Origin of the sequence: Enterobacter sp. BIDMC 29 (genome assembly GCF_019378755.1) — a bacterium.
GTDB classification, from domain to species: Bacteria; Pseudomonadota; Gammaproteobacteria; order Enterobacterales; family Enterobacteriaceae; genus Enterobacter; species Enterobacter ludwigii.
Map to the genome: position 1 here is coordinate 442,620 of NZ_CP080000.1, position 13,321 is coordinate 455,940.

General features: G+C 52.4%; 12 protein-coding genes. 4 read left to right on the forward strand and 8 right to left on the reverse strand.

Features of this window, described 5'->3' with window-relative positions:
- Positions 1 to 162 precede the first annotated feature (162 nt).
- The 4 genes from nagD to nagB are packed head-to-tail and all read right to left on the reverse strand — an operon-like array spanning position 163 to position 4,194.
- The gene (gene nagD, locus JTA15_RS02015) at positions 163 to 915 is read right to left on the reverse strand and encodes a ribonucleotide monophosphatase NagD (protein WP_020884984.1); all 753 of its coding nucleotides are present in this window, start codon (positions 913 to 915) and stop codon (positions 163 to 165) included.
- Between the two features lie 45 nt (positions 916 to 960).
- On the reverse strand, positions 961 to 2,181 hold the full coding sequence (locus JTA15_RS02020) for an N-acetylglucosamine repressor (protein ID WP_014169139.1): 1,221 nt from the start codon (positions 2,179 to 2,181) through the stop codon (positions 961 to 963).
- A gap of 8 nt (positions 2,182 to 2,189) precedes the next feature.
- A complete protein-coding gene (nagA, locus tag JTA15_RS02025) occupies positions 2,190 to 3,338 on the reverse strand; it encodes an N-acetylglucosamine-6-phosphate deacetylase (RefSeq protein ID WP_020884983.1) in 1,149 nt (382 codons plus the stop codon).
- A gap of 55 nt (positions 3,339 to 3,393) precedes the next feature.
- The gene (gene nagB / locus JTA15_RS02030; RefSeq protein WP_008501061.1) at positions 3,394 to 4,194 is read right to left on the reverse strand and encodes a glucosamine-6-phosphate deaminase; all 801 of its coding nucleotides are present in this window, start codon (positions 4,192 to 4,194) and stop codon (positions 3,394 to 3,396) included.
- A 326-nt stretch (positions 4,195 to 4,520) separates the two neighbouring features.
- Between nagB and nagE the strand changes: the two genes are divergently transcribed.
- From nagE to chiQ, 4 genes are all read left to right on the forward strand, one after another.
- Positions 4,521 to 6,470 carry a PTS N-acetyl glucosamine transporter subunit IIABC gene (nagE, locus tag JTA15_RS02035; protein WP_149376176.1) on the forward strand — a complete coding sequence of 650 codons (1,950 nt, stop codon included), beginning with the start codon at positions 4,521 to 4,523 and terminating at the stop codon, positions 6,468 to 6,470.
- Positions 6,471 to 6,639: 169 nt separating this feature from the next.
- Positions 6,640 to 8,307 carry a glutamine--tRNA ligase gene (gene glnS / locus JTA15_RS02040; protein WP_181239681.1) on the forward strand — a complete coding sequence of 556 codons (1,668 nt, stop codon included), beginning with the start codon at positions 6,640 to 6,642 and terminating at the stop codon, positions 8,305 to 8,307.
- A 446-nt stretch (positions 8,308 to 8,753) separates the two neighbouring features.
- Positions 8,754 to 10,151 (forward strand): chitoporin, encoded by a 1,398-nt coding sequence (gene chiP, locus JTA15_RS02045; RefSeq protein WP_020884980.1) that lies wholly within the window; start codon positions 8,754 to 8,756, stop codon positions 10,149 to 10,151.
- Between the two features lie 47 nt (positions 10,152 to 10,198).
- On the forward strand, positions 10,199 to 10,528 hold the full coding sequence (gene chiQ, locus JTA15_RS02050; RefSeq protein ID WP_025204664.1) for a ChiQ/YbfN family lipoprotein: 330 nt from the start codon (positions 10,199 to 10,201) through the stop codon (positions 10,526 to 10,528).
- Between the two features lie 108 nt (positions 10,529 to 10,636).
- Here chiQ and fur read toward each other — a convergent pair whose 3' ends face one another.
- From fur to ybfF, 4 genes are all read right to left on the reverse strand, one after another.
- Positions 10,637 to 11,083, reverse strand: coding sequence for a ferric iron uptake transcriptional regulator (gene fur, locus JTA15_RS02055; protein ID WP_014169146.1), 447 nt, complete (start codon positions 11,081 to 11,083; stop codon positions 10,637 to 10,639).
- Between the two features lie 288 nt (positions 11,084 to 11,371).
- Positions 11,372 to 11,902, reverse strand: a complete 531-nt coding sequence (gene fldA / locus JTA15_RS02060) for a flavodoxin FldA (RefSeq protein WP_008501067.1) — start codon at positions 11,900 to 11,902, stop codon at positions 11,372 to 11,374.
- Positions 11,903 to 12,057: 155 nt separating this feature from the next.
- Positions 12,058 to 12,345 (reverse strand): LexA regulated protein, encoded by a 288-nt coding sequence (gene ybfE / locus JTA15_RS02065; protein WP_014169148.1) that lies wholly within the window; start codon positions 12,343 to 12,345, stop codon positions 12,058 to 12,060.
- Positions 12,346 to 12,473: 128 nt separating this feature from the next.
- Entirely contained in the window at positions 12,474 to 13,247 is a 774-nt protein-coding gene (gene ybfF, locus JTA15_RS02070; protein ID WP_219372811.1) for an esterase, read from the reverse strand.
- Positions 13,248 to 13,321 lie beyond the last annotated feature (74 nt).

Here is a 13,321-nt window from a genome sequence, read left to right on the forward strand (position 1 = left end):
ATAAAACGGAAATAGTGCAATGCTGATTGCCGAATAGTGAAAAACGAGTACGTCATAAACGCTTTTATTGATGATTATGCAATAAAATGGCTGTTTTGTTAGATGTGGGGTTGTTTATCGGGCGTGAAAATAAAAAACCACGCGCTGAGGCGTGGTTTGGGATCAGATAATATCAATTTCTTCGACGGAGGGATAAATCCAGCTCGGTCGGAAGGGCATGGCGTCAATATCGTCGAGCGTGGAGACACCGGAAAGCACCAGAATGGTTTCCAGGCCCGCCTGGAATCCGGCCAGGATATCGGTGCGCAGGTTGTCGCCGACAATCACCGTTTCTTCAGAGTGGGCCTGCATCTTGTTCAGCGCCGCACGGATGATCCACGGGCTGGGCTTGCCCACGTAGAATGGTTTCCGGCCAGAGATCTTTTCGATACCGGCACACAGCGCGCCGCATGCAGGGTAAAAACCACGGCCGTGGGTATCCGGGTTGGTGGCAATAAAACGCGCACCGTTGGCAACAAAGTAGGAGGCTTTGTGCATCATCTCCCAGTTATAGGAGCGCGTTTCGCCAACGATCACAAAGTCCGGGTTCACATCTGTGATGGTAAACCCTGCCTTATATAACTCGTGGATCAGCGCCCCTTCACCCACCACGTAGGCCTTTTTTCCTTCCTGGCGCTTGAGGAAATCAGCGGTGGCCATGGCAGAGGTATAAAACACGCTGTCCGGCACGTTGACGCCTGCTGTGGCAAAGCGGTTTGCCAGGTCCTGACCGGTCTGAGAAGGGTAGTTCGTGAGAAGAACCAGAGGCATTCCTTTGTCGATGATGCGGTGAAGAAATTCCGCAGCACCTGGTACAGCAACGTTGTCGTGCATCAGCACGCCGTCGATATCACAAATTACATTCTTAATGGTCATGGACATTCCGACATCAAAAAAAGAAGGCGTTACTATAAGACCCGATCAACTTTCCAGCAAATGTTGCAACAGAATACCGTTGAGCATGGCGCGTTTAACCAGCGCAAATGCGCCTATCGCTGAGCGATGGTCAAGCTTAGAACGAACGACGGGAAGGTTCTGGCGGAAGGCTTTCAGCGCCTGAGTGTTAATGCAGCCTTCAATGGCGGGCAGCAGGACCTTCTCGGCCTCCACAATCTCACCGGCGATCACCACTTTTTGCGGGTTAAACAGGTTGATGGCGATGGCGATGGTTTTACCCAGATGGCGACCCACCTGCTCAATAACTTCACAGGCCAGCGCGTCGCCTTTGTTGGCGGCTTTGCAGATAGTCCCTATCTTGCAATCGTCCAGCGTGACGCGGCTCTGGTAACCCTGTTCAAGCAGATGGCGCACCCGCTGTTCAATCGCCGTGTTGGCGGCAATCGTCTCCAGACAGCCAAAGTTTCCGCAGTGGCAGCGTTCGCCAAGCGGCTCTACCTGAATATGACCAATCTCACCGACGTTACCGTTGCGGCCAATAAAAATGCGGCCGTTAGAGATGATGCCTGCCCCTGTCCCCCGGTGTACGCGCACCAGAATCGAATCTTCACAATCCTGGCTCGCACCAAAGTAGTGCTCTGCCAGGGCCAGAGAGCGGATGTCGTGCCCCACGAAACAGGTCACTTTAAAGCGTTTTTCCAGCGCATCTACCAGCCCCCAGTTCTCAACCTTTATATGGGGCATATAACGGATCACGCCGCTTTCGGGGTCTACCAGGCCTGGCAGGATCACCGAGATCGCAATCAGTTCACGGATTTTGCGCTGACAGCTCTCGATAAAGTGTTCAATGGTATTCAGCAGCGCGTGTTCCAGCGTCTCCTGAGTGCGCTCCGGAAGCGGGTAGTGTTCTTCCGCGATGGCTTTGCTGCTCAGATCATAGAGCGTAAGGGTGGTGTCATGACGACCAAGACGGACGCCGATCGCCTGAAAATTGCGGGTTTCGGTAATAATGGAGATGGCGCGGCGGCCTCCGGTGGAGGCCTGCTGATCGACTTCTTTGATCAGTCCGCGCTCAATGAGCTGACGGGTAATTTTTGTCACGCTGGCGGGAGCAAGCTGGCTTTGTTCGGCTATCTGAATGCGCGAGATTGGCCCGTGTTGGTCAATCAGACGATAAACCGCCGCGCTGTTAAGTTGTTTAACGAGATCGACATTACCGATTTGAGCTTGTCCGCCTGGTGTCATACTTTTACTTACTCAGTGACGACCTCGTTACCATTAACGATGGTCTTGATAATTTTATAATCGTGTGTGAATGCCGTCAGGTTTGCAACCATACCTGGTGCAATTCCGCCAAGCTGTTTATTTACGCCCATCGCGCGCGCAGGATAAAGGGTCGCCATACGCAGGACTTCATCAAGCGCAATCCCGCAATGTTCAACCAGGTTACGCACCCCTTCAATCATCGTCAGGGAGGAACCACTCAGCGTACCGTTTTCATCAACACACAGTCCATTGCGGTAGTATATTGTTTTACCGGCAAAAATGAACTGCTCAATATTTGCCCCTGCCGGTGCGGTGGCATCGGTTACCAGACAGAGTTTGTCACCTTTCAGGCGCTTGGCGTTGCGAATGTTGGTGTAATCGACGTGCAAGCCGTCAGCAATAATGCCGCAGTAAACGTCCTGCTCATCGAGAATTGCCCCGACCAGCCCAGGTTCACGACCGGTGATATACGGCATCGCGTTGTACAGGTGCGTCGCAAAGGTAATGCCGGCGCGGAAACCTGCTTTCGCTTCTTTTTGCGTTGCGTTTGAATGGCCCGCTGAAACGACAATCCCGGCGGCGGCCAGTTTGCTGATAACGTCAGGTCCCGCGATTTCAGGAGCCAGCGTCACTTTGGTGATCACATCGGCGTTGGCACACAGGTAGTCGACCAGCTCAGCGTCAGGTTTACGCACGTAATCCGGGTTATGCGTTCCTTTTTTCACGATGTTCAGCCACGGTCCTTCAAGATGCAGACCCAGCGCCTGATTAGGGTGTTTTGCCAGGTAGTCGCGCATCACGCGGATACCCTGTTTCATGAGATCATCACTGCTGGTGATGAGGGTTGGCAGATAGCTGGTGCAGCCCGATTTCTCGTTGGCTTTCTGCATGATTTCCAGCGTGTCGACCGTCACCGCCTCCGCGGTATCATTAAATTGCACACCGCCGCAGCCGTTCAGCTGTACGTCGATGAAACCGGGGGAGATTACTGCTCCATTGAGTGAGCGCTGTTCAATCCCCGGCGGCAGTTCTGCCAGCGGGCAAACACGTTCAATCAGGCCATCGGCGATAACAATCGCATGGTCATCCAGAATATCATGGCCGGTATAAATCCGACCGTGGGTTAAAGCGTACATAACGACCCCCGGTTAAAAAAAGCGGCCGCCTCTTGATGAAGAGGCGGTTATTCAATTACAGACCTTTGATGTTCTCAGCTTCTAACTCGTTGAAGTATTTCAGCGTTTTCACTTTCAGCTCCATCGTGGACGGTTCGTCGCACACGATGACTGATTTTGGATGCAGCTGCAGGCAGCTGATGGTCCACATGTGGTTAACGTTGCCTTCAACGGCAGCCTGGAGCGCCTGCGCTTTCACGCCGCCCAGAACCAGAATCATCACTTCTTCGGCATCCAGCAGGGTGCCTACGCCTACGGTCAGGGCGTATTTTGGAACCTGGTTAACATCACCGTCAAAGAAGCGGGAGTTTGCCACGCGCGTGTCATGGGTCAGGGTTTTAATACGCGTACGGGAAGCCAGAGAAGAGGCCGGTTCGTTGAACGCGATATGACCATCGTTGCCCACGCCACCCATGAACAGGTGGATTTTACCGTAGGAACGGATTTTTTCTTCATACTGACGGCATTCTGCGTCAATATCAGGCGCGTTTCCATTCAGCAGGTTAATGTTTTCAGCCGGAATATCAACGTGATCAAAGAAATTACGGTGCATAAAGCTATGGTAGCTTTCCGGATGATCCTTGGGTAAGCCGACATACTCATCCATGTTGAAGGTCACAACATGTTTAAAGCTAACCTGGCCTGCTTTATGCATCTCAACCAGGGCTTTATACGCGGTCAGCGGCGTACCGCCGGTAGGAAGGCCGAGAACGAAAGGACGATCGGCGGTGGGTTTGAACGCGTTAATACGGTTAACGATATGACGGGCGGCCCATTTACCGACTTGTTCAGCAGTTGCCAGGGGAATCAGTCTCATTGTTCACCTCAAGAGTTAAAGTAGAAGAGTGGGCGGATGGCTATCGGAACCTGAACTAAGCGTAACCTGGAACCTTTCAGGCCGGATCAATCCGTCTTGATTTTTTGAATGATAAAATAAGTTTTCACTGTTAGCCAGAGAAAGGGAGGGTTATTAACGATATTTGGTGACAAAAATCACAAAAAATACGTGTTTAATTTGCGATACGAATTAATTTTTCACACACTCACAATGCCAGTGAATCATCAACTGTATTTATCGTTGTCGACACAATAAAAACATAGTTTATGCACGAGCCTTAATAAGGGTCTCGTAGGGGGAATAGGATGAATATTTTAGGTTTTTTCCAGCGCCTCGGTAGGGCTTTGCAGCTCCCTATCGCCGTGCTACCGGTTGCAGCACTGCTGCTGCGATTCGGGCAACCCGATCTGCTTAATGTGCCATTTATCGCGCAAGCGGGTGGCGCGATTTTTGACAATCTGGCGCTGATTTTCGCCATCGGTGTGGCATCCAGCTGGTCAAAAGACAGCGCGGGTGCAGCGGCGCTGGCCGGGGCTGTCGGTTACTTCATCCTGACGAAAGCGATGGTGACGATAAACCCAGAAATTAACATGGGCGTTCTGGCAGGTATCATTACCGGTCTGGTCGGCGGGGCTGTTTATAACCGTTGGGCGGGGATCAAACTGCCAGACTTCCTGAGCTTCTTCGGTGGAAAACGTTTTGTGCCGATTGCGACAGGCTTCTTCTGTCTGATTCTGGCCGCGATCTTTGGCTACATCTGGCCACCGGTGCAGCACGCTATCCATGCGGGCGGTGAGTGGATTGTTTCCGCTGGCGCAGTGGGTGCGGGTATCTTCGGTTTCATCAACCGTCTGTTGATCCCAACCGGCCTGCATCAGGTGCTGAACACCATTGCCTGGTTCCAGATTGGTGAGTTTACCAACGCCGCGGGCGCGGTATTCCACGGGGATATCAACCGCTTCTATGCAGGTGACGGCACCGCGGGCATGTTCATGTCGGGCTTCTTCCCTATCATGATGTTTGGTCTGCCGGGCGCGGCGCTGGCTATGTACCTGGCCGCACCGAAAGCGCGTCGTCCAATGGTTGGCGGGATGCTGCTGTCAGTTGCCATCACCGCGTTCCTGACCGGTGTTACTGAGCCGCTGGAATTCCTGTTCATGTTCCTGGCTCCGCTGCTGTACCTCATGCACGCTGTGCTGACGGGTATTAGCCTGTTTGTTGCAACGCTGCTGGGTATCCATGCGGGCTTCTCCTTCTCCGCCGGCGCGATCGACTACGTGTTGATGTACAACCTGCCCGCGGCGAGCAAGAACGTCTGGATGCTGGTCGCAATGGGTCTGGTGTTCTTCGTTATCTACTTCGTTCTGTTCAGCGCAGTCATTCGTATGTTTAACCTGAAAACACCAGGCCGCGAAGATACGAAAGACGACATCGTTACTGGCGAAGCTAACAGCAATACCGAAGAAGGGCTGACCCAGCTGGCAACCAATTATATTGCCGCAGTAGGCGGTACGGATAACCTGAAAGCTATCGATGCATGTATTACCCGTCTGCGCCTGACGGTAGGTGATTCTGCGCGCGTTAACGATGCCATGTGTAAACGCCTTGGCGCATCCGGTGTGGTGAAACTGAACAAGCAGACCATCCAGGTTATCGTGGGTGCGAAAGCGGAATCGATTGGCGATGAAATGAAGAAAGTAGTTGCCCGTGGACCGATCGCGGCTTCTGCAGCGAACAGCGCGCCAGTGACGGAAGCCCCGGCGGCAAAACCGCAGGCCGTCCCTAACGCAACGACCATTGCCGCGCTGGTTTCACCGATTACCGGTGAAGTGGTTGCGATTGAGCAGGTGCCTGACGAAGCGTTTGCCAGCAAAGCTGTCGGTGACGGTGTGGCGGTGAAACCAACGGACAAAACCGTGGTGTCACCGGCTGCCGGGACCATCGTTAAAATCTTCAACACCAACCATGCGTTCTGCCTCGAAACTGAAAAGGGCGCGGAGATCGTTGTCCATATGGGTATCGATACCGTCGCGCTGAACGGTCAGGGCTTTACTCGTCTGGTGGAAGAGGGGGCCGACGTGGTGGCAGGTCAGCCGATTCTGGAAATGGATCTGGATTACCTGAACGCTAACGCGCGCTCCATGATTAGCCCGGTCGTTTGCAGCAATATCGACGACTTCAGCGGCCTGGTGATTCAGGCGAAAGGTCAGGTCGTTGCGGGCCAGACGCCACTGTATGAGATTAAAGGCAAGTAATCGCTCCTGAGTAGAGTCATGCCTTAAGCGGCGGGGGTTTTCCTCCGCCGCTTTTTTTTGCAGCAATTGCCCCCATTATTTTCTTCAGAGACGTTTTAAGGGTTGTCACTACGTCCGGCTTATAAGATCATATGCCGTTATACGTTGTTTACGCTTTGAGGAATCCACGATGAGTGAGGCTGAAGCCCGCCCGAGTAACTTTATTCGTCAGATCATCGATGAAGATCTGGCCAGTGGTAAGCACACCACAGTTCATACCCGTTTCCCACCGGAGCCAAACGGCTACCTGCATATTGGTCATGCAAAATCGATCTGCCTGAACTTTGGCATCGCGCAAGACTACCAGGGACAGTGCAACCTGCGTTTCGATGACACCAACCCAGTAAAAGAAGACATCGAATACGTTGAGTCTATTAAGAATGACGTGCAATGGCTGGGCTTCAACTGGTCTGGCGATATCTGCTACTCCTCTGACTATTTTGATCAGCTGTACGCCTATGCGGTCGAGCTTATCAATAAAGGTCTGGCGTATGTCGACGAGCTGTCTGCTGAAGAGATCCGCGAATACCGCGGCACGCTGACCGCGCCGGGTAAAAACAGCCCGTTCCGCGATCGCAGTGTTGAAGAGAACCTGGCGCTGTTTGAAAAAATGCGTGCGGGTGGCTTCGAGGAAGGTAAAGCGTGCCTGCGTGCCAAAATCGACATGGCATCACCGTTCATCGTGATGCGCGATCCGGTTCTGTACCGTATCAAGTTCGCTGAACACCATCAGACCGGTAACAAGTGGTGCATCTACCCGATGTACGACTTTACCCACTGCATCAGCGATGCGCTGGAAGGCATTACGCACTCCCTGTGTACGCTGGAGTTCCAGGACAACCGCCGTCTGTACGACTGGGTTCTGGATAACATCACCATCCCGGTGCATCCGCGTCAGTACGAATTCTCTCGTCTGAATCTGGAATACACGGTGATGTCCAAGCGTAAGCTGAACCTGCTGGTGACCGACAAGCACGTTGAGGGCTGGGACGATCCGCGTATGCCAACCATCTCTGGTCTGCGTCGCCGTGGTTATACTGCCGCGTCTATTCGCGAGTTCTGTAAGCGCATCGGCGTGACCAAGCAGGATAACACCATTGAGATCGCCTCTCTGGAATCCTGCATTCGTGAAGATCTGAACGACAACGCGCCGCGCGCAATGGCCGTCATCGATCCGGTAAAACTGGTTATCGAAAACTACCCGCAGGGCGCGAGCGAAATGGTCTCCATGCCTAACCATCCGAACAAGCCGGAAATGGGCACCCGTGACGTGCCGTTCAGCGGTGAAATCTGGATCGATCGTGCTGACTTCCGCGAAGAAGCGAACAAGCAGTACAAGCGTCTGGTGCTGGGTAAAGAGGTGCGTCTGCGTAACGCATACGTGATCAAAGCTGAGCGTGTTGAGAAAGATGCAGAAGGGAATATCACCACCATCTTCTGCTCTTACGACGCTGAAACCCTGAGCAAAGATCCGGCAGATGGCCGCAAAGTGAAAGGCGTGATCCACTGGGTAAGTGCAACACATGCGCTGCCGGTTGAAATTCGCCTGTACGATCGTCTGTTCAGCGTGCCTAACCCAGGTGCAGCAGAAGACTTCCTGGCGACAATCAACCCGGAATCTCTGGTCATCAAGCAGGGTTATGCTGAGCCGTCTCTGAAAGTCGCTGAAGCGGGCAAAGCGTTCCAGTTCGAACGTGAAGGCTACTTCTGCCTCGACAGCCGTCACAGTACCTCGGAAAAACCGGTGTTTAACCGTACCGTTGGTCTGCGTGATACCTGGACTAAAGTCGGCGAATAATAACGCTGCTCTGGTCAATGAGAGACAAACGCCGCGTAATGCGGCGTTTTTTTATTGAATGATCATATCGTTAAGCGCGAGCAAAAATAATGTCTGCGCAATATTCAGGTCAATGTGGTGCTACTTATTTTTCTAAAAAAAGTTTGTATATTTCTGAAAATAGTGAAGGCCTGAAAATAGCCAGTAATTTACACAATTACTGGCTTAAATTTAATGACTTGCCCCGCCAAATCTCGTCTCCCGCTAAATGTTACAAAGCACTACTAATTATGTGCACTTCGTCATAATCCTGACTTTTGCCCACTGAAAAGCATTGATAATTCGCGTCGCGAAAAATAACCTAAAGGCGGTAGTTAATTCGAGGGTATTTCTGACTACCCCTGACCTTTTGGTCTTTTATATTTTTCGCCGTTCAGGCGTTTTAATTCGTCAAAGAGGAATAATCTATGCGTACGTTCAGTGGCAAACGTAGTGCGCTGGCGCTGGCTATCGCCGGTGTGACAGCAATGTCAGGCCTGGTGATTGCGCCAGAGGCTAAGGCAGCAGGTTTCATCGAAGATTCTACCCTCACGGGCGGTATTTATTACTGGCAGCGTGAACGTGACCGTAAAGACGTTACCGAAGACAAATACAAAACCAACCTTTCTCACTCTACCTGGAACGCCAACCTCGACTTCCAGTCAGGCTATGCCGCCGATATGTTCGGCCTGGATATTGCCGCGTTCACGGCAATTGAAATGGCGGAAAATGGCGACAGCGGACATCCGAACGAAATTGCCTTCTCGTCCAGCAATAAGGCCTATAAAGAAGACTGGTCCGGCGATAAAAGCGGTATCAGCCTGTATAAAGCCGCTGCGAAATTCAAATATGGTCCAGTCTGGGCGCGCGGCGGATATATTCAGCCAACTGGCCAAACCCTGTTAGCGCCACACTGGAGTTTTATGCCTGGTACTTACCAGGGCGCTGAAGCTGGCGCTAACTTTGACTACGGTGATGCGGGTGCGTTGAGTTTCTCCTATATGTGGACCAACGAATACAAAGCCCCGTGGCATATCGAAATGGATAAGTTTTACCAGAACGATAAAAAGACCAAAGTGGATTACCTCCACTCGCTGGGTGCGAAGTACGATTTTAAAAACGACCTCGTGTTAGAAGCCGCTTTTGGTCAGGCTGAAGGTTATATCGATCAGTATTTTGCCAAAGCCAGCTACAAGTTTGATATCGCAGGGAGTCCGTTGAGTACCAGTTACCAGTTCTACGGCACGCGAGACAAAGTCAGCGATGGTGGCGTCAACGATATTTATGACGGCACGGCCTGGCTGCAGGCGCTGACCTTTGGCTATAAAGTGGGTCAGGTGGATTTGCGTCTGGAAGGAACATGGGTGAAGGCGGAAGGGCAGCAGGGCTACTTCCTGCAGCGTATGACCCCGACTTACGCATCTTCCAACGGTCGTCTGGATATCTGGTGGGATAACCGCTCTGACTTCAACGCCGACGGCGAAAAAGCGGTCTTCTTCGGCGCAATGTATGACCTGAAAAACTGGAACCTGCCGGGCTGGGCGGTGGGCGCCTCCTACGCGTATGCCTGGGATGCCAAACCGGGCGACATGGCCACACCGGATGCGTACTACGATCCGAACTACCGTCTGAAAGAGTCCTCTTACAGCCTGGATGCCATCTATACCGTGCAGGATGGACGTGCGAAAGGCACGATGTTCAAGCTGCACTTCACGCAGTATGACAACCACTCTGATATTCCAAGCTACGCGGGCGGTTACGGCAACATCTTCCAGGATGAACGTGACGTGAAATTCATGGTTATCGCACCATTCACTATCTTCTGATGAACGCTCCGGCGGGTTCCGTCCCGCCGGAATGGAGACTGCACATGATGAAAAAAATGGTAATCGTCGCGTTGCTGGCCTCGGGGCTGGTGGCTTGCGCCCAGGACCCGGCGCCGAAAGAAGATTCTCGTCTGAAGGAGGCTTACAGCGCCTGCATTAACACCGCTGAAGGCTCACCGGAGAAAATTGAAGCCTGCCAGAGCGTACTGAATGTGCTGAAGAAAGAGAAGGCGCATGAGCAGTTTGCGACGCAGGAAAATGTTCGCGTAATGGACTATCAGGCCTGTATTCAGGCGCGTAAAACCGGTAACGATCAGGAAGTGGCGAAGCGTTGCGACCAGATTTGGAAGGAAATACGCAGTAACAACGGAAATTAATTAAGCGTGTTAAGGCCCGGTGGCGCTGTGCTTACCGGGCTTTTTTTCGCCGGGTGACAGGCAAAAAAAAGCCAACCTTGCGGCTGGCTCAGAGTATGAAAGTTCGACTTATTTGGCGTCGTGTGCGTGATCGTCTTCGCGGCAATCACCTTCAGCACAGTGACCATACAGATACAGACTATGGTTGGTCAGGCGGATACCATGACGAGCAGCGATTTCACGCTGACGTGCTTCGATGGAATCATCGCTAAATTCAATGACCTTGCCACAATCCAGGCAGATCAGGTGATCGTGGTGCTGCTGCTGGGTCAGTTCGAATACAGATTTACCGCCTTCGAAATTATGACGGGTAACAATGCCCGCGTCATCAAACTGGTTCAGCACGCGATAGACGGTTGCCAGCCCAATCTCTTCACCCATGTCGATAAGACGCTTGTAAAGGTCTTCCGCACTGACATGGTGATTGTCTGGACCCTGAAGCACTTCAAGGATTTTTAACCGAGGAAGCGTAACTTTCAGGCCAGCCTTCTTTAATGCGGTATTGTTGTCAGTCATGCGGAATCTGTCCTGTTGCTAAACGATTCACTTCTGGAGGAAGTGACAGAAAATGCACCTGGAATAATGCGTCTCATTATAGAACTGCCATGGCTAAATGAAAACTGCAAGTCTCAGGCAAAGTATGCTTATAAAAACGTGGTATCACCGACAAACTTGCTCAATGGCACCCCATTTTACCTGGGAGACATTGTACAGGTCTGGGCGAAAAAGTTAAAAGATTGTAGCGATTAATTTAATCGTTTGACCTGGTTCCTGGGCGCAACCGGGGTTGCGCCACAATAACAATCAGGCGTTAAGAATATCGTCCAGGTGCAGTTCTTCGCGGATCTGCTTCACCCACTTCTCAACGCGCTCTGCGGTCAGTTCTGGCTGACGGTCTTCGTCGATCGCCAGACCCACGAAGTGGTCGTCATCGGCCAGGCCTTTAGACGCTTCGAAGTGGTAACCGGCAGTCGGCCAGTGGCCTACGATAACTGCACCATTCGGTTCAATGATATCGCGGATAGTGCCCAGCGCGTCACAGAAGTACTCAGCGTAGTCTTCCTGATCGCCGCAGCCAAACAGGGCGACCAGCTTGCCGTTGAAGTCCACTTCTTCCAGCGTCGGGAAGAAATCATCCCAGTCACACTGGGCTTCACCGTAGTACCAGGTTGGGATACCCAGCAACAGGATGTCATAGCCTTCGAGATCTTCTTTGCTGCTCTTGGCGATGTCATGCACATCGGCAACGTCTTTACCGAGCTGTTTTTGAATGTTTTTTGCGATATTTTCGGTATTGCCGGTATCACTGCCGAAGAAAATGCCGATGATTGCCATGAGTAAAATAACCTCTTGAAACTTAATGGTATGGTGGCGCAATTTGTCCACGGATAAGGGCAATAATAGCAGAACTGGCAACCCCGCGGAAACAGCTATCGCGCAGGACTGCACTCTGTGCTACATGAAAAGGGTAAGAAAGGGGATTTTCAGACTTATGCCTGGCGGCGCAACGTCTCAAGCTGGGCGATCAACATCTCTTCAATGAGCTCGCTACGGCTGATATTACGCGCTTCAGCCAGTTCGTTAAGCGCATCGACGGCGTCGGCATTGAGCTTCAGTTCGACACGCTTAAGCCCACGATTTTTATCGCGTTTAAGCTGGTTGCGTTTATTAATACGCAGCTGTTCATCGCGCGAAAGCGGATTCGTTTTCGGTCGTCCCGGTCGACGCTCATTCGCGAACAGATCTAGTGTCGTACGGTCCGTTTGTTCTTTGGCCATGATTCTGAGACTTCGGGGGAAACAAGCCGCCCTGCTATTGCCCGGGCGATGAGCGCGCCATCATACATCACCAAAAACGGCACGCCAACGACTGGAAGCCCGCATCCTTCCAGTCGCTCTCTTTTTAATCAATTCGCAGTATCAGAGAGATAGCGGCGGATGGCGCGTAACACGGCGTCAGGTTTTTCCGCGTGAACCCAGTGTCCGGCACCGGCGATGACATGGGCGCGGGCCTGCGGGAATTGCGCCAGCAAGGTGTCGCGATAGGCGTCGGTGACATAAGGGGAGTTACCGCCGCGAATAAAGAGGGTAGGGTGTTGCCAGGCGGGCACCGTATCCCAGCCGACGATGTTGTTGTACTGCGCCCAGAGTACCGGCACGTTGAAACGCCACTGGCCGTCGACAAACGACTTCAGCAGAAACTGAATTACGCCTTCTTCATTAAGATGTTCGCGCATGACGGCTGTGGCCTGTTGGCGGGTTGAAACCCCAGCCTCTGTCACCGCAGTGATGGCAGCAAAAATGTCGTCATGACGGCGCACGTCGTAATCCACCGGGGCAACGTCGATCACGACCAGACCGTTGATTCTGTCCGGTGCCAGCGCCGTCAGGGCCATTACCGCCTTGCCACCCATAGAATGCCCGATGAGCGTCACCTTCTGAAGATGGTTGGCATCAAGCGTATCGAGCAGATCCTGGGCCATTGCCGCGTAGGTCATCTCCTCTGAACGCCCGGAAAGACCGTGATTTCGCATATCGACCTGCAAAATATCGTGATCGGTAACCAGATCGCGCGCCAGCACCCCCAGGTTATCCAGGCTGCCAAAAAGCCCGTGAACCAGTACGATGGGATAATTATTGTTCGGCGATTGTGCAGTTTGCGCTCGGGTATTCAATTTCATGGCAAAGTTCTTTTTTTACGTATGTCAGGTTAGGGTATCATGTTGACCATTCTGCCGCCCGGCTGCAAGGTTCC